18 protein-coding genes are annotated in these 24,808 nt (G+C 37.3%); 6 read left to right on the top strand and 12 right to left on the bottom strand.

Annotated features, from left to right (window positions below):
* Positions 1-222: 222 nt before the first annotated feature.
* From ACZOVS_RS05240 to ACZOVS_RS05230, 3 genes are read right to left on the bottom strand one after another with little or no spacing between them, the layout of a single operon-like run.
* Positions 223-3,396: an efflux RND transporter permease subunit gene (locus ACZOVS_RS05240; protein WP_483996179.1), complete on the bottom strand. Its 3,174-nt coding sequence runs from the start codon at positions 3,394-3,396 to the stop codon at positions 223-225.
* A 7-nt stretch (positions 3,397-3,403) separates the two neighbouring features.
* Positions 3,404-4,540, bottom strand: a complete 1,137-nt coding sequence (locus ACZOVS_RS05235; protein ID WP_483996178.1) for an efflux RND transporter periplasmic adaptor subunit — start codon at positions 4,538-4,540, stop codon at positions 3,404-3,406.
* Positions 4,541-4,558: 18 nt separating this feature from the next.
* A complete protein-coding gene (locus ACZOVS_RS05230) occupies positions 4,559-5,959 on the bottom strand; it encodes an efflux transporter outer membrane subunit (protein WP_483996177.1) in 1,401 nt (466 codons plus the stop codon).
* 209 nt (positions 5,960-6,168) lie between these two features.
* On the opposite strand from ACZOVS_RS05230, the gene ACZOVS_RS05225 reads away from it, so the two are divergent.
* The 4 genes from ACZOVS_RS05225 (at position 6,169) to ACZOVS_RS05210 (ending at position 11,260) form a co-directional block, all read left to right on the top strand.
* Positions 6,169-7,740 (top strand): T9SS type A sorting domain-containing protein, encoded by a 1,572-nt coding sequence (locus ACZOVS_RS05225; protein WP_483996176.1) that lies wholly within the window; start codon positions 6,169-6,171, stop codon positions 7,738-7,740.
* A gap of 8 nt (positions 7,741-7,748) precedes the next feature.
* Positions 7,749-8,573, top strand: a complete 825-nt coding sequence (kdsA, locus tag ACZOVS_RS05220; RefSeq protein ID WP_483996175.1) for a 3-deoxy-8-phosphooctulonate synthase — start codon at positions 7,749-7,751, stop codon at positions 8,571-8,573.
* A 525-nt stretch (positions 8,574-9,098) separates the two neighbouring features.
* Entirely contained in the window at positions 9,099-9,350 is a 252-nt protein-coding gene (locus ACZOVS_RS05215) for a hypothetical protein (protein ID WP_483996174.1), read from the top strand.
* Positions 9,347-11,260 (top strand): hypothetical protein, encoded by a 1,914-nt coding sequence (locus ACZOVS_RS05210; RefSeq protein WP_483996173.1) that lies wholly within the window; start codon positions 9,347-9,349, stop codon positions 11,258-11,260. Before ACZOVS_RS05215 ends, ACZOVS_RS05210 begins: the two co-directional genes overlap by 4 nt.
* Before the next feature lie 528 nt (positions 11,261-11,788).
* Here ACZOVS_RS05210 and ACZOVS_RS05205 read toward each other — a convergent pair.
* The 6 genes from ACZOVS_RS05205 to ACZOVS_RS05180 all read right to left on the bottom strand — a co-directional run bounded on the left by ACZOVS_RS05205 (position 11,789) and on the right by ACZOVS_RS05180 (position 16,857).
* The gene (locus ACZOVS_RS05205; RefSeq protein ID WP_483996172.1) at positions 11,789-12,715 is read right to left on the bottom strand and encodes a magnesium transporter CorA family protein; all 927 of its coding nucleotides are present in this window, start codon (positions 12,713-12,715) and stop codon (positions 11,789-11,791) included.
* 400 nt (positions 12,716-13,115) lie between these two features.
* Positions 13,116-13,988 (bottom strand): DNA-methyltransferase, encoded by an 873-nt coding sequence (locus ACZOVS_RS05200; RefSeq protein WP_483996171.1) that lies wholly within the window; start codon positions 13,986-13,988, stop codon positions 13,116-13,118.
* Between the two features lie 8 nt (positions 13,989-13,996).
* Positions 13,997-14,857, bottom strand: coding sequence for a type II restriction endonuclease (locus tag ACZOVS_RS05195; protein WP_483996170.1), 861 nt, complete (start codon positions 14,855-14,857; stop codon positions 13,997-13,999).
* Between the two features lie 6 nt (positions 14,858-14,863).
* Entirely contained in the window at positions 14,864-15,778 is a 915-nt protein-coding gene (locus ACZOVS_RS05190; protein WP_483996169.1) for a DNA adenine methylase, read from the bottom strand.
* Between the two features lie 79 nt (positions 15,779-15,857).
* Positions 15,858-16,568 carry a DUF6624 domain-containing protein gene (locus tag ACZOVS_RS05185; protein ID WP_483996168.1) on the bottom strand — a complete coding sequence of 237 codons (711 nt, stop codon included), beginning with the start codon at positions 16,566-16,568 and terminating at the stop codon, positions 15,858-15,860.
* A gap of 10 nt (positions 16,569-16,578) precedes the next feature.
* A complete protein-coding gene (locus ACZOVS_RS05180) occupies positions 16,579-16,857 on the bottom strand; it encodes a hypothetical protein (protein WP_483996167.1) in 279 nt (92 codons plus the stop codon).
* A gap of 402 nt (positions 16,858-17,259) precedes the next feature.
* On the opposite strand from ACZOVS_RS05180, the gene ACZOVS_RS05175 reads away from it, so the two are divergent.
* Positions 17,260-18,777: an NAD(P)H-hydrate dehydratase gene (locus tag ACZOVS_RS05175; protein WP_483996166.1), complete on the top strand. Its 1,518-nt coding sequence runs from the start codon at positions 17,260-17,262 to the stop codon at positions 18,775-18,777.
* Here the strand turns inward: ACZOVS_RS05175 and ACZOVS_RS05170 are convergent.
* A complete protein-coding gene (locus ACZOVS_RS05170) occupies positions 18,771-20,696 on the bottom strand; it encodes a DNA topoisomerase IV subunit B (RefSeq protein WP_483996165.1) in 1,926 nt (641 codons plus the stop codon). The genes ACZOVS_RS05175 and ACZOVS_RS05170 overlap by 7 nt on opposite strands.
* A 343-nt stretch (positions 20,697-21,039) precedes the next feature.
* Between ACZOVS_RS05170 and ACZOVS_RS05165 the strand changes: the two genes are divergently transcribed.
* A complete protein-coding gene (locus ACZOVS_RS05165; protein WP_483996164.1) occupies positions 21,040-21,390 on the top strand; it encodes a thioredoxin family protein in 351 nt (116 codons plus the stop codon).
* Positions 21,391-21,449: 59 nt separating this feature from the next.
* Here ACZOVS_RS05165 and ACZOVS_RS05160 read toward each other — a convergent pair whose 3' ends face one another.
* Both ACZOVS_RS05160 and ACZOVS_RS05155 read right to left on the bottom strand, forming a co-directional pair.
* Positions 21,450-22,769: a lipopolysaccharide biosynthesis protein gene (locus ACZOVS_RS05160; protein WP_483996163.1), complete on the bottom strand. Its 1,320-nt coding sequence runs from the start codon at positions 22,767-22,769 to the stop codon at positions 21,450-21,452.
* Between the two features lie 21 nt (positions 22,770-22,790).
* Positions 22,791-24,464 carry a glucosamine inositolphosphorylceramide transferase family protein gene (locus ACZOVS_RS05155; protein ID WP_483996162.1) on the bottom strand — a complete coding sequence of 558 codons (1,674 nt, stop codon included), beginning with the start codon at positions 24,462-24,464 and terminating at the stop codon, positions 22,791-22,793.
* Positions 24,465-24,808: the final 344 nt, after the last annotated feature.

The following is a 24,808-nucleotide window of genomic DNA, read 5'->3' as shown; positions in this document are numbered from 1 at the left end:
TTGTATTGATATCGTTTTCTTAAAAACTGCCTAAACTTGTTAGATGGCCTCTAATATGTTGATGGAATGACATTTGTGTCTTCAGTAATTATCTCATATTCGGATATGTTAATAATGATTTTTATTGGACAAATAAAAATGTATATATTTGCCCGGCAAAATTAATCAGCAGTATATGAAATGGCAATACATATACTGCTGAATAGTCTTATTGTCAAGATGTTAAATTGTTTTATCTGACAATTTAATGTTTTTTGTTGGTTGAGTTTTTTTGTCTGTTTCTTTATTCGGGATTATTTTTTCGTGTAATGATTGTGTTATCTGGAAGAAGTTGGGAATGTAAAGAATGCCCAGGACAGTATTTGCAAGCATTCCGAATACAACGGCTGTACCGAGAGCTATACGGGAATTTGCTCCGGCACCTGTGGCGAAGATAAGAGGTATAATGCCTATTATGAACGTCAATGATGTCATGAGTATGGGACGTAGCCTTATGCGTCCGGCTTCTATTGCCGCATCTCTTATACTCATGCCTTTGGCACGAAAATCTACTGCATATTCCACTATCAGTATGGCGTTCTTTGCAGACAAGGCTATCAATAGAATTATACCTATTTGTGTATAGATGCTTATGGGAAGGTTCATTATGAAACAACCTATAACAGTACCTAACAATGCCAAAGGAATACCCAGAATGACTGCAAAAGGATTTGTCCAACTTTCATACATGGCAGCGAGAACAAGGATGACTAAAATTACAGCTAAGGTGAAAATCAATACTATTGTATTTCCGGATTGCTCTTGTTGATAGGCTATGGATGTCCATTCGTGACCGAAAGTGTTGTTGAACAGACGTTCTGTCAGTTGTTCCATGGCACTCATGCCTTCTTTGGTACTATATCCCGGTGTAGTGATGGCAGTGATTCCTGCAGCAGTGTATAAATTGTATCTGTTAATTTGTGACTGTCCCATTTTTTCTTCTATAGAGGAAAATGATGAGAACGGTACCATCTCGCCTTGACTGTTGGTGACACTCAGTCGCAAGACATCGTTGATGATACTGCGGTTCTCTGCATTTGCCATCAAGATGACTTGATAAATATTGTTGAATTTAATGAAGTCGTTGACATACCTTGACCCCATGAAAGAAGATAAGGTGCTGAAAACGTCGTTGAGTTGAATCCCCATCATGGCTATCTTGTTGCGGTCCATGTTTAGCAAGTATTGTGGACTGTTGCCTTGAAACTGCGATTGCAATAACATCAAAGCAGGTTCTTGATGATAATTTGTCATAATGCTGTTGACGGCATTTTGCAGTTCTGTGGTGCCTAAGTTGTTACGGTCTTCTATCATGAAAGTGAGACCGCCTGACTGTCCTAATCCCGGTATTGCCGGAGGGTCTATGGCAAAAACGGTGGCTTCCTGAATGTCAAGTGCCGCTTGCCTGTTCAGTCTGTCGATGATTGCGGAAGCTGTCTCATCCTTGCCTTTGCGGTCTTTCCAGTTCTTCAACATGACAAATATGGTGGCTCCGTTTGACAAATTGCCGCTCTGCAACATGGAATAACCGTTGATTACAATATAAGTCTTTACTTCCGGATAAGTGTCAAGGTATCCGGTGATTTTTGCCGTAGTCTCCTGTGTGCGTTCCAAACTCGCTGCATTGGGCAGTTGGACTCCTACTATGAAATATCCGAGGTCTTCCGACGGAATGAATTCCGATGGCCATTTGGCAAAGGTAAATAATGTTATTCCGGAAATAAGAAGAAATGAACTCATTACGAGTACAGGTTTCCTGAGAAACCGTCCTACCAGGCCTGCATAACGCGTTACCAATTTGTCGTAAGACTTGTTGAACCATCTGAAAAAGAAAAATTTTGGCGTTGAACTGACAGGTTTCAATATTATGGCACACATGGCAGGAGTGAATACAATCGAAGTAAATCCGCTGAGTACAGTGGATGCCGCTATTGTCAGGGCAAATTGTTTGTATAACTGCCCCGTGACACCTCCTATGAATGCTGTCGGAATAAAAACGGCAAGCAGTACAAGGACTATGCTGATGATGGGACTTTGGATCTCTTTCATCGCTATGGTGACGGCTTCTTTTTTGGAATATTTTCCCGTATTCAACAGTCGTGAGACATTCTCCACAACGACTATGGCATCATCGACAACTATCGCAATGGCAAGTACTAATCCGAACAATGTCAATAGGTTGATGGAAAATCCGAATAGCTTCATTATGGCAAAGGTGCCAATAAGTGAGATGGGTATCGTCATAGTCGGTATTATCACGGCACGGAAATTTTGAAGGAAAATGAACATTACCAGAACAACGAGTAATGTTGTCTCTATCAATGTTTTCAATACCTCTTCTATTGAGGCGCCGACATAGTCTGTAGTATTCATTACAGTTTGGAAACTGACGCCTTCAGGAAGAGAAGCCTGCATTTTTTCAACACTTTTATTTACTTCTTTAGCCACCTGCAAAGCATTGGATTCAGGCAGTTGGTTTATTGCAATGGCGGCTATCTGTATATTTTTCTCTGTCGTTACTACGGAATATGTCTTGGCACCTAATTCTATGGTGGCTATATCTTTGAGACGCAGATATTTGCCGTTGTCCAATGTCTTTATGACAATATTGCCGAACTCTTCAGTATCGGTTAGTCTGCCTTTGACATTGATGGTATATTGAAAAGGAGTATTGCCCGATGTAGGCGGTGCTCCTGTAGCACCGGCAGACACTTCTATGTTTTGTGCCTGTATCATGCTGTAAACTTCCGACGGTGTTATGTTGCGTATCCTCATCAATTCAGGGTCAAGCCATACACGCATGGCGTATTCGGCAGCTCCGAAAATTTGTACGTTGCCAACACCTGGCAATTTAGATAATTCGTTGACAATATTTATGTTAGCATAATTAGACAGATATAAACCGTCGTACTCGGGCTTCTCGCTTGTCAATGATAACAACATCAACATGTTAGTACTTTGTTCTTTAACCGAGACACCTTGTTGTTGTACTACGGAAGGCAGACCTGAAAGTGCAATGTTGACCCTGTTTTGTACCAATATGGCGGCTTGACTGATATCTGTCCCTAATTCAAAAGTGACAGTCAAAGTGTATTGTCCGTTGCTTGATGAAGTGGAGTTCATGTACATCATGCCTTCAACACCATTTACTTGTTGTTCTATGGGGACACCTACGGTTTGAGCTACTGTTTCCGCACTTGCACCAGGATAAATGGCAGATACCATAACTGTAGGTGGTGTGATGTCGGGATATTGCGCTATCGGTAATGTCCTTAGTGTCACAAGTCCTGATATTACAAGAACTATTGCAATAACAGAAGCAAAAATGGGTCTTTCTATGAAAAATTTGGAAATCATGGCATTTTCATTTTATCGGTTCTATTTTAATGCCGTTTCTTACTTTTAACAGGGCTTTAGTGACATAGCGTTCTCCTTTGCTAAGACCAGAAGTGACCTGTATTAAACTGTCGTTTATAATCTGTCCTACTTCTATATGTCTGTATTCTACTGTGTTATCATCGTTGACGACATAAATGTAACGTCCGAGTTGGTCGGTACCGGTAGAAGCATCATTGATAAGTATGGCATTTTTTTCTTCGCTGTAAGGCAACTCTATTGTACAGTACATGCCGCTTCTCAGTCCCCAATTGTTGTCTTTTATCACGGCACGGAGGTTCAGCGTACCTGTCGTTAATGTCACGTTGGGCGACAAATAATCGACAGAAGCTCTTATAGTCGGCATTAGTTCGTTCATCATGCGAATGTTGACGCTGTCACCTAAAAGGCTCTTCCCATTGTGCATCCTGTTTGATACTGCCATGTTGAGATATTGATTGTCTTCTATGTTGAAATATATATATATTGGATTGTTATTATATAAGGTGGCAAGTTTTACAGGTTGTACTGAACCGGACACATAATTACCGACATCTATGTTGTTGACGGATACATAACCTGATACAGGAGCTTTTATGTAACAATATTCTAAGTTTTTTTCTGCTGTTTGCAGTGCAGCTTTCGCATTTGTCACTGCAGCTTCTGAGGTGCATACTTTGGTATTTGCTTGTATTAGTTCTATCTGACTGATGGCATCGCTTTGAGAGGCTTCGAGCATTCTTTCATAGTTGTTTTTTGCATATTCCAAAGTTGCTGTCGCTGAGTTCAACTCTGCTTCTGCCTGTTGTACCGCATTGAGATATAACTCCGGTTCTATTACGAAAAGAACATCACCTTTGTTAACCATCTGTCCGGGTTTGTAATTCTGCTTGATAAGATATCCGTTAACTCTTGCTACTATGTCTATTGTACTGTTGGACTGCAGATATCCGGGATATTCTTTTGTCAACACTATATCTTTGACAAGTGGCGTCGCTACAGATATTTTTGGTGGAGACGATGCCATGGTAGCTGACGTTTTTTTTTCTTTGCATGATAATAATAATGTGATGCAAATGACTGTTGTTACTACAACAGAATAGAGATATTCTAAAAAAGTTTTCATCGTTTGATATATTAATTTTTACCAACCGCCTCCAAGTGCTTGATAGAGACGGACTAATGAAATTAAAGCTGAATTTTGTGCTGAAATGAGATTGTTCTGATATGACAATAACGACCTTTGTGCATCAAGGACATTTGTAAAAGTTCCAAGTCCCTGCTTGTATATATCGACAGACAAGTTTAATGTCTTTATTCCTTCATTGACTACATGTTGATATTCTTGTATGGCTTGTATTGCATTGGCATAAATGTTCATGATGCTTTCTACTTCCTGTACGGCATTTAGTATAGTTTCATTATATTCTTCAATACTTTCTGTTAAAGTCATTTTAGCTTTTCTTGTGGCATTACGTACCTGAAAACCGGAAAATATGTTCCATGTCAGAGTAGGGGTAAACTGATAAGTCATACTGTTGGCGTCTGCGAGATTTTCAATATTATGAGATAATAATCCAAAACTACCTGATAGATAGAGTTTTGGATAATAATCTGCTTTTGTGGCACCTAAAGCGGCACTGTTGGCTTCAATGGCAAGTTCTGCCTGTCGTACATCCATCCTCCTTCTTATGCTGTTTGCCGGTATCCCTGCATCTATTATCCTCACTACATTGGGCAATGGTCGGTGATTTTCCAACATAGGTGCTATGTCTGACGGATATACACCTATTAATAATGCGATGTTGTTGATATATCTCGTGATATATGATTGTATTTCAGGTAATGCGGCTGTACTGCTGTAATATACTGATTTGGCTTGTGATACATCCAATTGAGACCCTAATCCGGTATTGTATCTTGCCAAGGTGATATTCAAAATGGCTTTTGAGGAGGCTATGGTTTCTTTCAAAAGATCATACTGCTGCTGATAACTCCTTAAATTGAAATATGCCATCCCCACTTCTGCACATATATTCAATATGGTGTTGTAATAATTTGCTTCGACAGACATATATTCTTTCTTCATTGCCTTGACATTGTTCCTTACAGAGCCGAAAATATCAATTGCCCATTTGCTGCTCATCGAGACTTGCATGTAGTCCGTATAACGGTTGGGATTTTCAATGGTGTTGTCATACATGTTGAGGCTGCTGCCGCTATTATAATATCCCATATCTAACGATATGTTGGGAAAATATTCGTTCTCGGATTCCTTGTAATTGTAATATGCTTTGTTAAGACTTGCTTCCGCAGATTTTAAACTGTAATTGTTGCTTATGGCTATTCTTATCAGAGAATCCAAAAGCATGTCATCGAAACTTGTCCACCAATTAGTGTCAATTTTATATTCTATATTAAATAAGGTGTCGTTACTCCATTGAGCCGGTAGTTCCCGGTCAAGATAGTTCATGTTCTGTGTCAAACTTGATAATGGGATTATTAACATGATAATAACTGAATATACGGAGTATTTCTTTGTCATGATATGGCTGTTGTTCTTTTCAGTTATCTAACAATGACGATTCTGATTTGTTTGTAAAACATAATATTTATTGTTATGATTGCAATTTATTTACAATTACAAGATTTTTTTACTATGCAGTGGTTATGGATTCGTAATAATATTAAATAATGACGATATAGTTTGATGTTTTAAGGGAAATGATTATCTTTGCAGGAAAATATGGAAATATGAATAACATAAAAATATTTTTTGTTTTGACAATTTTGTTGCAGTTATTTGTTACGACAGTTGCACAGGAACGTGAAGATTTACAATTTGAAAATAGAGGTTTTGAAGATTGGGTAAATGAAGGTACAAATAAGGTGGAGCCGGTTCAATGGCATTCATTTAAGACAGCTACCGGTGCATTCAGCGGACTTATGGCACAACAGATAGAGCCTTCTTTTATTGTAAGACCGGGTAGTAAAGGTACCCGCAGTGTCAGAATTTATCCACGCAATGTAGTAGGTATTACCGCTAATGGTAATTTTACCAACGGAAGAATTAATGCCGGTAGCATGACACCTTCAGGTTCAAGTAATTATAACTATACTCAACGTACCAACAATGATTTCAATACGCCTTTAAACACGGTGCCTGACTCGCTTACCGTATGGGCATGTTTCAGAGCTGTCGATGCTTCGTCTGAAGCAAGTATCTCCGCTGTAGTGCATGGCAATGCCGACTTCCAGTGTCTTGGCGACGGCAGTATGTCTCCTCCTGATATGTTGTGTGCCTACGCCGATATTAATATGACATCTACTTCTGCAGTCGGTTCTTCTGAATATAAATGGGTTCGTCTTTCAGTTCCTTTTACACGTTATCCGGAGATATGTTCCGACCCGCGTTATATCCTTGCTACTATTACTACTAATGCCATACCGGGTGCCGGCAATTCATCTGATGAACTTTTTATTGATGATATTTTGTTGATTTATAATCCGGAAGTAAAAGTCGGTAAGTTGAATGATCTTAATATCTTTAAACCTTCCGATGGCTCAGATGCCCGTTTCGATGTCCCTTTCGAACTTTATGGTACCATGTCGCCTGACAATCTTAATCTCGACCCTAATGAGGTTATTGCTCAGTTGTCTGATGCGGATGGCTCTTTCGATAACCCCTTGGAGATAGGAAGAGTAACTGCTGATATAAGCGGCATTATTCAGTGTCACGTCCCTGCTTCTGTAGAGAATGGCACAGGCTATAGAGTGAGGGTGGTGACAACAAATTATTATATGGTGTCAGAAGATAATGGTGATGATATTACTGTTAGAGAGCAAGATGAGAATGAATGTTTTATCGATGTGATGATGAATTTGCATGCTGCCGGTTTCATCAGTGGGACAGGCTGGTATCAGCGCGGTGAATCGGTAACTCTGCGGGCTGAGAATAACGAAGGTTTTTCTTTTATTCAATGGGAAGAAAACGATATTGTGTTGAGTAAAGAACCCGTATTGTCTTTTGTGGTGGATGGCAACCGAAGTTTGAAAGCTGTCTTTCAGTCTTCTTTTGGTATTGAAGAGACTTCATTGGTCGATTTGCAATTATATCCCAATCCTGTCAAGGATATGTTGTTTTTGAAATCAGGGTCTGAAATACGGAAGGTGGCTATTTATTCATCAACAGGCAGCAAGGTATATGAAAAAAACTTGAACGATAGAGAATTACATATAAGTGTTAATGACATGACAAGCGGTAAGTATATTCTTAAAATATACAATGCTCACGGTGTTATTTGTAGAAATGTTGTGGTGTTATAGATTAAGATATGAAGTCAGATAATTATCCTTTTTTGAAAAATTTGAAGAGTGGAAGATTTTTTCTTCTTGCCGGTCCTTGTGTCATTGAGGACGAGGTATCTCCTTATTATATAGCTGAAACATTGAAAAAGATAACAACAGCATTGGATATACCGTTTGTCTTTAAAGCATCATATCGTAAAGCCAATCGTTCTCGTTACGATTCATTTACAGGAATAGGTGACGAGAAAGCCTTGAATGTGCTTAGAGATATAAGTCGGGAATTTGATGTGCCCGTAGTTACCGATATTCATGCTGTAGAGGAGGCTCGCATGGCTGCTGATTTTGATGTCGATATCTTACAGATACCGGCATTTCTATGCCGTCAGACTGAATTGCTCGTTGCTGCGGCTACAACAGGTAAAGTTGTCAATATCAAAAAAGGACAGTTCCTTTCGGGTGCTTCAATGCGTTTTGCAGTCGAGAAGGTTCAACAATCAGGAAATGAATCTGTGATGCTCACGGAAAGAGGTAACTTCTTCGGCTACCGGGATCTCGTGGTAGATTATCGCAATATTTATGATATGAAAAAATGTGATGTCCCTGTAATTATGGATGTGACACATTCTTTGCAACAGCCAAATCAAACGGAAGGTGTCACTGGTGGTAAACCGGAATTGATAGGTCTTGTGTCTAAAGCCGCTATCGCTGCCGGTGCTGACGGCATATTTATGGAGACTCACCCTGAACCGGGAATGGCTAAATCCGATGGTGCCAATATGTTGCGTCTCGACCTTGTACAGCCACTTCTCGAACATCTCGTCAGAATTAAAGAGGTTATAGATCTCGTATGACGCCGCTGACTCTATGTTGCCTTATCTCAGTAATGAAATATATGATTTGCATGGTTCTTTACCAAATATTTAATCGAGAGATTGTGTAATTATTGTGTTCCTATTCTGTTTGTTGATTTTATATAACATTGTTTGCTGTTTTGATCTTGTTATTGCCTGCTATTGTATAGTGCTGTGATTATGAGATGATTTTATCTGTATTGATGATTTGTTATTTAAAAATTTATGTAAAATATTAAAATTTTTTTTAAAAAAATGTTGCAAATAGAAAAAAATTGTATTTTTGCAGTCCAAATTTAACATAATGATAGTAATGGATGGCATATTAGTAACTTCAGGCAATAGGTCTTCAATTGCCATATCAACCATTACCCCCCCTGCACGATAGTTATGTAATTGATAATCAATATTATAAGTATATATTGAATTGCTGTTCCCTCGGAGCGGCATATTGTATTGGCTTGTTGTCCGAAAAAGGACAGCAGGCTTTTTTTATGTCTGATGTTAAATTAAATTATAATTGAAATGATTAAATCAAAAAAACTGAAAGCTGTATTGATGGCAGTGCTGTTATGTGCATGTACAGGATTGTATGCCCAGAGGGCGGATGGGTTCTTTAATTATTCCCAACATGATGAAAGAGAAAATGATTCACCGTTTGGTACCAACCCTACCACAAGTAATTATGGACCTGTTGGAAGCGGATTGTTGGTGTTGGCCGCAATGGGAACATGTTATGCAATAATAAACATTAGAAAGAAAGGAGAGAAGAAATGAGAGTAAAAGCTGTTTTGGTACTTCTTGTATCGGTGTTGTTTTTTGTACAATGTAAGAAAAAAGAAGAAGTAGCTCCTGCTGACACGGGCGAGAAAGTAAGATTGGAGATAAAGGCATCATGGGGAGGCGAGAAAGTCGGAATAACAGATGGGGGTCTTATAGGAGTGGTGAAATGGGAAGAAGGAGATAAGATATATGTAGGACATGAAAGCGGATGGCTTGGAGAATTGGTGGCATCAGGAGTAAGTGAAGACGGAAAGACTGCTTCATTTTCAGGAGCTATTACAACACCGCAAGGTTCAACGAAATTACATCTGTTTTATCTTGGAAACAATGTTTCTGCAACAAATAGTAAGGAATCGGTCGTAATAGATTTTAGCGATCAAAAGACAGGAACGTTAGATGACATAGCGGATAGATTTCATATAGCATACGCGGAGACAGAATACGATGTAAGAGGCGTAGCTCAAAGTGTGATAATGAAGAATAAAATATCTATTATTAAGTTTGACTTGAGTAACTTTGTATATACAGATAATTTGGGAATAATGGTAGGAGAGCCTGTTTATATGCATGGCGAAGATTTGTCCTCGGAGTTGGTGATAAACTGTGATGGCACTATTGCAAGAAAAGGCAATAAAGTGATACAACTCGGATGGTCGGCAAATAAACTTATAGGAGAGACGGGAGAGACATTAACCGGTGCGACTAAATATGTGGCATTGATACCTAATGACTTGCCGATGGACAATAATCTCTCCAAGGCTGCTAAATCCGGAAAAATGACTCTCAGATTCGACAGTAATCATTTTCTGTCACAGCATGTTATGAATAACGGTATTGTTGCCAATGCTTTTTATGGTTCAGGCGATGCCAAGGCGTCAGAAGATCCTGTGAAACTGCTGACATTGGATGTTACGGGTACGGATAATAACTATAGGGTGACACCCGGGTTGTTTTTCGTGGATGAGGCAAAAACACAGATGGTGAGATTCTCAAGACAGAATTTGAGTGTTAGATTGTATTCAGATTATGTAGTTAATACACCAGTTCCTCCTACTCAATGGTATTGGTATTTTGGAGATAATGATAACTTTATTCAATATAAAATTATTGGTAGTCTCAATAATACAATTGATGATGTGTTACCTAGTGATAGTGGTTGGTATGATATGTTCGGTTTTGGTACTACCGGATATAATAATTGTTCGCCGTTTAATTATCAGGATAATTTTGGTCTTTATTGGCAGTCTGATTTGCACCAAAGCACTCCTTCAGGTACTGGTACAGGTCCGAGTGACTGGGGCAGTGTTGCAGGGATGGCAGAATATGGAGAGGAATTAGATAAATTTATTAAGTGCAATGGCTGGAGAACACTTTCCGAATCTGAATGGAATGGATTGTATAGAGTACATGGAAATAGTAATTTAAGTAAGGAGGTTCTTGTGAAATGGTTTGCAAGACATCCTGTAACATATATACCTTCTTATGGAAAAGCTTTGTTGCCGATAGAATTTAATGATGTGTTGACCTCTATTGAAGGAAGTTATACACTTTCTTCCTTATCGCCTACATCTTCACCTGAAATGACAAGTCTTACACATAGAGGTCTGATATTCCTTCCGTATTCAGGGTTTAGGAAAATTGAAAATGATAATGTACAGATGTATCTTTATGCTGATGAAGTTTCCTCATATTTTAGTCAGCCAACAGCTTATACAGATAGAGTGGACGCGACAAAATATTGGACTTCAACTTATGGTTCATTCTCGTGTGGCAGAGCATTCTCGGTGAGAGATGGAGTGGCTTCCGATGTCTCGATTACGACAGGCCTTGCCGTAAGATTGGTCAGAAATATTGAGGAGTTCCATAAAGATGAATTGTCATTAACACCTACTTTTTCAAACTGACCGTTTTTAATCTGAAATTATAAATGAAGTTAGTTGATATAATAAAAACAAAAGGAAAAATCGAGTTCAGAAAATTAAGCGACATGAATTTGTTTTTTCCTTTTTTATAATAAGTTGAAAGATGTTGTAATTTACCGATATATGTTGATGACAAATATCTTATCGTTTATGGTTATAATTCAAATATACATATAAACGCATCTTTTATGTCATGATGGTTCTATGTATAGCTGAGTTGTCCTAAGTAAGTTTTCAAGTTAAACATTTTAAAGATTAATTTTTAAGTTTTTTTTATTTTCATGGTTTGTATTGTATAGCCGGACTTAATGTTTGGCTATGCTTTTTTCTTTAGTTGATATTGAAAAGCCGGTTAATAAATTTTCATGTTGCATATCATTATACAAGGAATGAATATTATTTTCTTATAAAATTTATATGTTTTTGATTAATTAATAACAAGATTTATGATTTGTGGAATATTTGAAAGTTTGACAAACTGTTTGTTGTATTATTGAAACAACAGTATATTTAGAACCATTTTATTTTCCTGAAAATGACAAATGCCATAGCTGACAATATGACAGAGAAACCAACAATGAGAGAAAATGCATGAGGCAATTCTTCTATATGAATATCTACATTCATTCCATAAAAACTGGCAATTAATGTAGGTACCATAAGTACTATGGAAAGACTTGTCATACGTTTCATGATGATATTCACATTGTTTGATATTATGGAAGCAAAAGCATCCATGGTGCCTGTGAGAATGTCACTGTAAATGTTTACCTGATTGTGAGCCTGTTTCAATTCTATTAGTACATCTTCGGTAAGTTCTTCATTCTGATAATCTTTTTCACTGAAGATGTTCTGGAGTTTTCCTATCAATACCTCGTTGCCGCGTATAGAAGTGTTGAAATAGACCAGGCTTTTTTGCAGATTCATCATTCTGAGCAGGTCCTCATTACGGATACTTTGTTCTAATTCCTTTTCTGCATTGTTGACTTCGTTGTTTATTTGTTTCAAATACTTAAGAAACCATACGGCAGAGGAATAGATGAGTCGTAGAATAAGCTCGTATTTATTGTGAATGTCAATATTTTTACGTTGTGTATGTTCGATAAAGTCGGGTAACATCTCAGTGTGATGATAGCAAATAGAAATGACAAGTTCGTTATTTGTAATAACGCCGATTGGGACTGTAGTATATGGGATCTTTGAGTTGTTTACCTGTATAGGAATGCGAATGATTGTAAGTAACCAGTTGCCTTCTGTTTCAGTGCGCGGACGCTCGTCGGTATCGGCAATATCGTTTAAAAAAGATTTTGGAACTTTCAATTCATTTTCCAAGTAATGGAAATCTGTTTTATCGGGGCATTCTACATAAATCCAGCAGTTGGGCTGCCATAATGTTTTTTCTACAAAACCTGACTTGCAAAAAAGATACTTTCTCATTTTATTGCTCCTTTCTTCATTTTATTCCAAAGGAGCAAGCACAGAATAGACGACTCTACTCACTATACTCCTTCAGAGAGTGATTAGAATAATTGTAATATGTTCGCGAGTTGGGATCGTCCATATATTGAAAATTTAATAACTTATTTTAATGCCTGTGTGATGAACAACAATAGCTTTATGCTTATGCATGTTGCAATACACACAAACATTAATTTAATGCAAAGATAGTGCTATATTTTGAATTATGCAAGATTTTTTAGTGATTTGGCAAGAATTTTAGGTTTGTTGTCTGTATATTTCACTTCAAATCGTCAAAATCAATATATAAAATATAGAAAATGTAAAGTTTTTATTTTACGTTTAATTTTTATCAAAATTTATATTAAAATATTAGCGATTAGAATGGTAAATCAGTATAAAATGTTTTATTTTCATTAGCAGAAAACAAGTCTTTATTATCTAAAAGTGCAATATCTTTAATTTTTTTTCTAAACTGTGCAAAAATTGATGTTTGTTCTATTTCCATTTTGCGATTTTGGCTGATATTCAAGAATATATCATCTTTATCGATTCCTAAAAAACGTCTTCCCAAAAGGTTTGCTGCAATGCCTGTCGTGCTACTGCCTGTGAAAGGGTCGAGAATCCAAGCTCCGGAGTCTGTTGAGGCTAATATTATACGTGTTAGGACCGTCAATGGTTTTTGTGTAGGATGTTTGCCATGTGATTTTTCCCATTTGGCAATGGCCGGGAGTTGCCAAACGTCTGTCATTTGCTTGTTGTTATTGATTTTTTTCATAATGTCATAGTTGTAGCGATGTGGAATTTTGGCAGAATAGCGAGCCCAAATGATGAACTCGGTAGAATAAGTAAAATAGCGGCAGGATATGTTTGGTGGCGGATTTGTTTTTACCCAAGTTACAATATTAAGTATTTTAAATCCAAGTTCCGTGAGAATGTTTGCTATGGAAAATATGTTGTGATATGTACCGCTAATCCATATTGTGCCGTTTTCTTTCAGTTTCTTGCGGCATTCGCTTATCCATGCCCGGTTAAATTTATCCATGTATTCCGGTGTCCCTCCTTTATCCCAATCCCCTTTATCAACGCAAACCACTTTTCCGCTTTGTACACTTATACCTCCATTGCTTAGAAAATAAGGCGGGTCGGCAAATATCATGTCAAATTTAAAGTTAAATTGTTTCAACAATTCAATACAATCGCCATGTAACAAAGTGAAAGCGCGGTCAGAGGATTTGAAATAGGGTAGCATTGTTGTTTTTATTTCATTATTTTATTGATGATTCCATTTTCCATATCATTAATATTATAGATATGTTCAAGTACATCAAAAGTTTCTTCCAAATTATGACGAGCGCTATTCCAGCCCTTCCCATCCGTAAACCAAACAAATGTAAAATTGCTAAGTTCCTTTGTTTCCAATGTAATTGTTTTATAACTTCTCGCTGTTTCGTTCAACTTGGATCCGTTACTACCATAGAAGTTTGTTTCTATTCCATATATCATGGTTGGAGTTTTTACTACAAAGTCAAATCGTTTTTCCGTTTTCCCTTGATTGGAAATGGATGATAAATCAATATCCCATTTTTCTTCTATTTCATGAATATACATTTCTTTGAAATATGTACTGTCTTTTATAAATCCTGCTTTTCGGATGAATGACTCAACAAGATTTTCCATCAGATGTCCACCTCTGTTTTTTCTTCCGTTAGAGTCAAGTCCTGTTTCAATGCCGGTAACATAATCGACTAAACTGCTTATAATGTGATTTTCCATCAAGTCGAAAATACCTGTTTTACGCATAAATGTTTTATACTGTTCAATGCTATAATTCATTTTTTTGAAATTATAACAAAAACTTCCGTCTTCATCTATGGCCTCGATTTCCATTTCCCGTTTTGCAATCAGTATAGGAATACATTTTAAAATGTTAGGATATTTGGTTAACAGATTATCAAAATCGGTTTCTATGTTTTTACTACCTATGAGGGAATTCATAATATTCAATTCTACCTTAATGGCATCAACACTTGTAAAAACTTTCTCGAAATCAGTGTAATATTGATAGTCGGCGATACTTGTGCGGAATTGAGCAAGCCACTCGTTGAAATTTCTTTTCATATTTTGTTATCTGCGATTTATTGTAATATTAGAAATCATAAGTTCCGATAATTTGCCTCGTTTATCAGGATTCGCGTTAACCATTCTTGTTGCCATTACTCGTTTAATACGATATTCCTTATATATATCGTCAAAGAAATTATCGTTTTCGTTTTTACCTTTTACATCTGAATTACTTAAAATGAAATTGGCTTTACATTTTGTTATTTTATGACAAAAGTTGCGTAATCGTACTTGTTCTTCATCATTAAATTCTTCTTTGGTATAGGAATTAAAGGAAGATGTTTTGCTCAATGGTTTGTAAGGAGGATCAAAATAGAATAAACTGTCTGAAGAGGCATAGCAATAAGTTTCTTCAAAATCTCCACATAATATTTCAACTTTTTGTAAGATGCGGGAGTCTGCACGAATAGTGTTTTCATCACAAATCTTTGGATTAAGGTATTTGCCATGAGGTACGTTGAATATTCCTTTGGAATTGACTCTATATAAACCGTTGAAACAAGTTCGGTTTAAAAAAATGAACAATGCAGCAGTTTCGACATCAGATAAATCCGAAAAGTTATATATGTCTCGTTTGTCTAAATAATAATTCTTTCTGTTTTTTTCTTCTAATGGAATATATTCATTATGATATTTTTTTAGAAGTGAAATTAATTCTTCCGGTTGCTCTTTAATTATTTTATATGTCGTTATCAAATAAGGATTTATGTCATTAATTACAGCCTTTTCAATATTGGGAAACTGTTGCATAATCCAAAACAGAACTGCACCTCCGCCGACAAAAGGTTCTACGTAAACAATATTTCTCTTTTCTGAAAGATTTGGCGGCAGTGTCCGTTCAATATCCATTAGCAATTGAGTCTTCCCGCCTGCCCATTTCACAAAAGGTTTTGCCGTTTCGCTTGTTTTTCTGTACATCTATATTGACACATATTTATTCGCAAAGATATGAAATCCTAACAAAAGTATGACGAGTTTTTTGTCTCTTTTATGGTCTTTATTCTTCTGATGTATTATCAAAATGATCAAGAAGTCCTCTTTTCTTCATTTCCTTGACAGTGAGTTTAGGCTCATAAATGACTTCCATGCCGCTTGACTCTTTTAACAACAGCACATATTCTTCTATGCTGCAGGTGTTTATTTCTTTACGAAGACGGTTCAACTTGCGAGGATTGCTGACCGGCCATATATAAATCATCTGTTTGCCATCTACATTTACTGTATATGATTGCGTTCCGTATTTCTGCGGTTTGCCTTCATACATCATTATTCTGTCAGTAAGTGTGGCAAGACCGTTGGCAGAGATCAGTCCCTTCTTTGAGGCTCGTTTCATAAGCGGCAGATATTGTTTCTGTTGTTTAATGCCGGCGTGATCTATTATTAGCCATATAGCCTCGTATGATTCAAGGTTGAGACCTTCCGGTAATCCGTTTGTTAGCAATGAGGAGACTAATTCGATGTTTTCTTCATCTATTTCTTTCATTTGCTCCGCAACTGTCATTAGAGAATCAATAATGTTGTCGGTATATCCTTCAATACTGCCTTTTTTGGTTAGATTCATAAGTTCTATTCTGATGTTTTGGTCTCTTTCGTATGCTTTCGCCAACAATGAGTCAATTTCATTGTGTTCTTGGGAATATGCAATGCAATTGCCAAGCATAAAAAATGCAACTGCCAATAATGATTTTATAAATAATGTACTTTTCATGTTTTAAGATTTAAAATTTTAAATTCAATAATTTTTTCTGCTCTTGAAATTGATATACATTTTCAAAATATTGCAGAATATATTTCCAAAACGGCTGTTCGGTATCAAGGGCATATTGTCCGCATTGATGGCAATACATTCCTTTCAATTCACAGCCGCAGTTCTGGCAGAATCTGTAACCGGGCACGGTTTTCTTTCTTATTCTTTTCAGCTTCTTGTATTCTATGCTGCGTAACAGTCGTTTTTTTCTTTCAGCTGTTTTAGATATGTTGTCAGTATCTTTTTTCATAGAATAGAATTATTGACCATTGTTATACCTTTTTTGATTATTGAAATTGTTTTTAAACAGTGCATTTATATAATGATATGACAGGTTTTTCATGCAAAGGTAAGTAAAAATCTTTGTTCAGGATATGTGAAATATAAAAAATGCGGATGTTTTTTATTATCTGCATTGGGGGGTAAATGATTGATTTTTAAATATTTAGTCATGTATGTGCAATGAGAGATATTCGTTGTTTTTTCAATGAAATGTTGATGTTTTTTCTTTCGAATGTTTATGTTGTATGATTTTGGATAGTAAAATTATTTAGTACATTTTTAGAAATGGTGTAATGTTTTTTCTGATAATATTTTGTCGTTTTTTAAGTGTAAAAGGAGATATTTGGTTATATTTGCATAAAATATTGTTATGAAAATACTCGATATTCCGGCAATAAAGGAATGTGACAGATATACTGTCGTGCATGAGCCGGTTGCATCTGTTGACTTGATGGAGCGCGCCGCCAATGCTCTAAAGTCATGGCTAATGGTACATGACATCGTTAAGGCAAAGAATATTAAGATATTTTGCGGTATGGGTAACAATGGAGGTGACGGTCTTGCTCTTGCCCGACTGTTGTCGTATTCAGATATTTCGTCTGAAGTGTATCTGTTAAGATTGTCAGAGCGGTTTTCTCCGGATTGTGAGACTAACTATTTGAGAATTAAAGATATAGAATGTGTTAAGATATTTGAGCTTTTTACTGAGGCGGATTTCCCGGTTATCGACACCGCTGATGTCGTCATAGACGCTGTCCTGGGTTCAGGATTGAATAAACCTTTACAAGGTGTGATGGCACAACTTGCTGAATATCTTAATGATATTGATGCTGTTAAAATAGCTGTCGATATACCTTCCGGTATGTTTGCCGATAGAGTTCAGCCTTGTGATGCTGCGGCTGTTAAGACTGACTATACTCTGACCTTTCAGTTTCCTAAATTGTCTTTTCTTTTTGCAGAAAATGATTCCATAGTAGGAGAGTGGCATGTTTTGGATATAGGTCTGCATCGTGATTTCATTGATGCTGTTGAGACAGATAATTTCTTTACTACAGAAGATGTGGTACGTCCGATTTTACGTTCGCGTCCCAAGTTCTCACACAAGGGGACATACGGTCATGCCTTGCTTGTTGCCGGGTCGGAAGGTATGAGTGGAGCATGTCTGCTGTCTGCAGAGTCATGTATGCGCTCCGGAACAGGACTGTTGACTGTTCATCTTCCTTCTTCAGTAGCGCTTCCTCTGATGTCGTATCTTCCGGAAGCAATGTCAGAAATAGATAGCTGTCAATCTCATAATACTGCTGTCGGAGATCTTTCACGTTATACAGCCATAGGCATGGGCCCGGGGCTTGGACGTCACAGCGATACTGCCGCTATGATTAAATCTGTTTTGAGAGATGCAGATGTGCCAATAGTTCTTGATGCCGACGCACTTAATATACTGTCAGATAACAAGACCTGGCTCGAATTTTTGCCGGCAGGTACTATACTGACACCGCACCCGAAGGAATTTGAACGTCTGTTCGGCACTTGTGCGGATTCTTTGCAACGTCTTGATTTACAACGTAAGATGGCAATGAGATATAATATAATCATCGTGTTGAAAGGTGCATATACTTCCGTTATGATGCCTAATGGGAAATGTTTCTTCAATTCCACAGGCAATCCCGGTATGGCAAAAGCCGGAAGCGGAGATGTGTTGACAGGTATAATATTGTCGTTGCTCGCTCAGCACTACAGTCCGGAAGAGGCCGCTGTGTTGGGTGTCTATGTCCATGGCCTTGCCGGCGACGTGGCGGCTTCTCGTCATGGAATGTACGGAATGTTGTCTTCCGACATATCAGAATGTTTAGGCGATGCCTTTCTTGAAATAGCCGGGCGTCAATAGATTTTGTCTATATTAGTATCGTCTTCAACTCTAAGATTTTCAATGATGAACTCTTGACGGTCTTCGGTATTCTTGCCCATATAATATAATAACATTTCCGGTATGGTGAGGTCGTTGCGTAAAATAATGGGCTCCAATCTCATGTTGGGACCTATGAAATAACTGAACTCGTCTGGCGATATCTCTCCTAAACCTTTGAATCTCGTTATCTCAGGATTTTTGCCCAATGATTTTATGGCGTTGATGCGTTCTTCATCGGTATAACAGTATATGGTCTGTTTTTTGTTGCGAACTCTGAAAAGAGGAGTCTGTAGGATATACAGATGTCCGCCTCTAATGACGTCGGGATAAAACTGCAGGAAAAATGTCAGCATCAGCAGGCGTATGTGCATGCCGTCCACATCAGCATCAGTGGCTATGACAATATTATTGTATCTCAGATTTTCTATGGACTCGTCAATATTGAGTGCAGCCTGCAACAGATTGAACTCTTCATTTTCATAAACTATTTTTTTTGACAGACCGAAACAGTTCAACGGCTTGCCTTTCAGGCTGAAAACAGCCTGTGTATTGGCGTTGCGGCTCTTGGTGATGCTTCCTGATGCTGAGTCACCTTCGGTGATGAACAGTGTGGACTCAAGTCTCTTCTCATGATTGGTATTGTAATGCACCCTGCATTCTCTTAGTTTCTTATTGTTGAGACTGACTTTCTTGGCGCTCTCCTTGGCAAGTTTCTTGATGTTGGCCATGCCTTTGCGTTCTTTCTCGTTCTGTATTATTTTACGCATGAGCGCTTCAGCGACATCGCTGTTGATATGCAGGAACTTGTCGAAATGACGTTTTATTATGTCAGTTACGTATGCTCTTATTGTCACATTTCCATCTTTATCCATCACAGTGGAACTGAACTTTGTTTTTGTCTGTCCTTCATATTCAGGATTCATGACTTTGATGCTTATAGCGGCAATAAAAGAACTGCGTATGTCGCTTGTTTCATAGTCTTTATTATAGAACTCTCTGATGGTTTTGGCTATAGCTTCCCGGAAAACATTGAGATGAGTACCGCCGAGCGGATTGTATTGTCCGTTGGCAAAAGAGAAATATTCTTCGTTAGAAGTGATGTTGGAATGTGTAAAGGCACATTCAAAATCCCCTTCCTTGATATGAATAATAGGATAAACACAGGTCTCCAACTTGCCGATACGTCTTTCCAAAAGGTCGAGAAGACCGTTCTTGGCTTGATATTTATGACCGTTGAAATTTATTGTCAACCCGCTGTTCAGGAATACATAATTCCAAATGAGGTCATCGACATATTCCATCAGAAAATGGTAATTGCCGAACAAAGTACTGTCCGGCTTGAAAGTGATGGCAGTGCCGTTGCGTTCTTCAGTCGCAAATTCTTCTGACTCGTATGTTAGTTCTCCTTTGGAAAACTCTATTATTTTGGTAACTCCGTCGCGATAAGCCTGAGCCTTGAAATAAGATGACATGGCATTGGTGGCTTTGGCGCCTACGCCGTTAAGACCTACCGACTTCTTGAAAACAGAAGTATTGTATTTGGCACCGGTGTTCATCTGACTCATACATACCTTGAGTTTTCCCAACGGTATGCCACGTCCGTAATCTCTCACTGTAACAGTCTCGTCTGCAATGGTTACTTCAATGACTTTGCCGTAGCCCATGACATACTCGTCAATGGCGTTGTCTATTATTTCTTTTAAAAGTATGTATATGCCGTCGTCATGAGCAGAGCCGTCGCCCATCTTGCCAATATACATTCCGGGTCTCGTCCTGATATGCTCCGCCCATTCCAAATGTAAGATACTGCTTTCATCGTATGTGTCAGACTCCTGGACAATGGGGAAATCCAATTCATCGTCATTGTAGCTGTTGTCTCCCTCAAATATTTCTGCCATCGTGTAATTATTTTCGCAAAAATAATAAATTTCCTTTTTATTGTTGTGCAAGAACTGTGTTTTTTCTTTTAAAAATAAATGGACATTATATACAGGATGTTATAATTATATTTGTAATGGATGAATTGTTTTTATAAATTAAATATAAAGAATGTTTTAAATGTTTGAATAGAAAATTTAGATTATTTGTTTTTTATTATGTCTTTGATAAATTACAGTTAAAATAATGTAATTTAATATTTTAATTTATTATAATTTAGTATAAAAGTAGTTAATTAAAATAATATTATGAATTGCTTTGGAAACTTTACTGACATTTGCATTGTTTTTAGAAAAAAATATTATGGCTGTATCAAATGTTAATGATTCTGAGTTCAACAAGGCTCTTAAAACACACGACGATGTTATTGTGAAATACTACGCCGACTGGTGTGGTGCTTGTCGTCTTTATGCTCCAATATTTAAAAGATTGTCGGAGGATAAACGTTTTAAAAAAGTTAAATTCTTGGAGGTCAATATTGACCATTGTCCGCGGGCAAAAGGTAAGGTGAAAATAGATTTCATTCCCTTTGTGGCTACCTTTAAAAATGGTGAGCTCCTCGATGCCATGCCTACTACTCAACAGACAAAAACTGTCATCATGCTTGAGGAACTTGTCAGATATGATGCTTTAATCGAGCATAATTACAGATGACGTTGCGAGGTGTCGTAATATGTGAAATGCATGACATTTGAATATTCGGCATTTTGTCATTACTGCACCTCGTTTTTTTCTTTTCTTAAACCGTTTTTTGTCATGAATGACATTATCTCTTTTTTTATCAGTGATATATCTTCAGCCGTAGGTAAAAGCTCTCTGCTTTTTGCTGATGAAAGTTTTTTGAAAACAATCCATTGATAAATTATTGTAGCCAAACTTGTCAATGTGAATGATATTCCGGCTCCGGCTATGCCGTACAATGGTACTAATGTGCTTACTGACGGTATGGTGACCACCAAACCGACAGCGGATGCCATAAGATTGTGTTTGGGTTTGTTGATACCTGAGAAATAATGGCTGAAGACCATGTTGGCTGCCATAAATGCCATGCCGAGCGATGTGGTGATTATCACTATGCGTATTCCGGAAAATGCATCTGTGAATATCCATGAATATACTTCAGTCGGTATGATACATAGTATTATATTGAAAAACAATGTTGCTGCAACTGCTATTTTTAAAAATAATATAGTCAGTTGTGCAGCCTTCTTTTCGTCTTTGAGATTGCTTATCTTGGAAAACTGAACGAGTGCGATGCTGTGTCCTATGAGTTTTGTGCATTCTGATACCTGTGTACCGGAATTGTAAATGCCAACGTCGCTGATATTGGAAAATGACTTGATGAAATAAAAACTCAGTCTCTTGTTGAGCAGACTCAATAAAGATGACAATTGGATGATGGTTCCAAAATGCAACATCTCTTTCATACAGGCTTTCAATGATTCATGACGGTCGTCGTTTATGTATTTTATGATGGTGAAAAAGCCGCATATACAGCCGGTGATATATCCTGTCAACAGTGAATACACAAAGGCTCTTGCATCTCTTATGTCTAAGATGAAAATATATCCTATCATAGACAACATCTGCGTCATGAATTGTATTATGAATATGATATTCTGGGTGTTGACTCTTTCTTTGCCGATTAATATGTTGAGATTGAAGTTGTGAAAACTATACACGAAAACCAATATCAACAAAATTACTTCATATCCTTCAGGTACAAAGACATTCAAGGCGGGTGTGAAGGATAAAATGTAAAACAATATTGAATATACGGATATTACTATAAATATCCAAAGAAATGATGTTTTCATGATGATGCGGAACGATTTACGTGGAGTAAAATAAATTAACCCGCTGCCGGCCATCAGTTCAACACCTATTAATAATAATGTGACATCGACTAACACTGTACCACCTATACCCCATGCTGTCGAACCAAGATACCTCGTGCCAATCCATAATGTGATGAATCCGCATAATGCATTTAAAACCCTCGTACTGAATGTCCCGAATATCTTTTCTAACATATTGCTTCCGTTGAATGATTATCAATATTTTCTTTTTCTTCTTTTTGTGATTTTTTGAGATAGTTGGTTTTTAAAGCCTTGCCATGTAAATACGAAACGTTTGCCGTCAAAGACGCATATCTCTTCATTGCCGTTGATGGTATGCATTCCTTGATTATACTCGCTTCCCATTATCGGACTGATCGTCTTTGTTTCTTTTTCTGAATATTTATTAACAGACAATTCAATTATTTCGTTTAGTATTATGGATTGTCCGTAATGCTTTGTGCAATTCTGCGACGGTCTGATGTTGATGTTGTTGTATCTTAATATCTTACCTGCCGGTCTTGCACTGTGGCAGTCTATTTTGACAGGATTGTTTCCCGCTTCTTTGTATGGCCCTCTGAGATTGTCAGCATGATATATCATCAGATGTGTATGTGAATATTCTTGCGGCACAGTAAAAAGATACCATTTTTTGTTGTCATAAAATAACGTGGCATCAACGATATTTTGTCCTTCAATCAAAGTGCTGTCTTCTTCAAGTGTTAGTTTCTCTTCGTTAAATCTGTACAATGTCAGTTTTCCTGTCTGATAAGCCTCTGGCAGGCAATATATTATTCCTTCATATTCAAATATATATGGATAGGAGCGATGTTCATGGAAATCGGTTATTCGATGATAAGTTTGGAATCGTTCTGACTGCAACGTCACTGCTATATCTCCTTTGCCGTTTTTATATGAATACCATTCAAAGAAAATATAAGTGTCTTTATCGGTTTTGATGATAAAGGGGTCGGCAAAGTATTCGTATTTTTGTTTTTTCTTAAACCATTGTATGTTAAGACTTTCTTTGTCTTTGCAGTCTATGAACTTTTGTGGCGATGTCATGCAGTAACCTACATTCCAGTCTTCCTGTCTCATCAGTTCATTTACATTATAAGTAATCCTTCTCCAAATAGAAAGCCAGAAATAATACAGCATCAAATAGTTACGCGGCGGATGCAATATGGGAGCCTTGGATTTGGAGCATTCTTCCTTAAGTTCCGAGTTGTTGACGAGGTCTTTGCATGCCAACAACGGCAGGACGGATGCACCATAATATATCTGGTCTAAATGTGCCTTGTAACTGTGTGTCAGGGTGTTGAACTGTACTCTTTTTATTATGTAACCTTTGTCTAATTCATCGGTAAGACGCTGCAATATCACTCCATTTGACGGCATTTTTTTTATGAACTCCCAAAAACCGGGAGGCCCGCCACGTATTATTCTCTCGTCATCATGATGAAAGGACCAGATGCCGTAATGTGCTGTCTTTAAAATATCTCCTCTTATGATGTTGAATCCGAAACGTAAAAGAAAATCCAAATGATACGAACTTATGATTTCTATGTCACCGTCGTTGAAAATTGTTGAAACTCCTTTTTTACGCGTCTTGCAGACTATACAGTCTTTATCTTTTATTATATCGCTGATGTCTGTAGCTGTTTTGCTGCTCGGATTGAAAATATATCTGTTCCATAAACGGAAAAACAGCCTTTTATATGGATATTTGCGTATCTTTTCTGTAATGGGAGTCTTCTCTTCTTGTTTATTGCCGTTTTTGACTACTAAAGCAAGCTCTATGTTGTTGTCAATCAATGTTTTGACAACATTGTACTGCCATTTCTCAACAATATTGCCGTTGAGCATGAGTCCAAAACGCAAATGTTTCATCAATCAATGATTTTAATGCAAAAGTAACTAATATTATCATAATTTATTTTTTTAATAGAAAAAATATTTGTCGAGGAAGTTTATTTGCTTGCCTGATGGTTGAATTTAATGTTGGTGATTTGCTTTTTTTATTTTGATTATTATTGTTTTTGCTATATTTCAATGAGGAATATTTTTTCGATTTTATATATTAAGGAGCTTTTTTTGCGTTATCTTTAAACAATATTGAGAGTTGAACAAGTTTATAGATTCAAGATAGAAGTGCAACCATCCTCCTCCGTCCTTGGAGCGTAGCGGAAAGGGAGGAGGAGGATGGCAAGCAACTCAGAAGGGTCATTCAGCAA

The sequence above is a fragment of the Candidatus Limimorpha avicola genome, from assembly GCF_056978975.1.
Note: the sequence above shows the minus strand (reverse complement) of the source record. Positions and strands in the feature narration are given on the sequence as shown.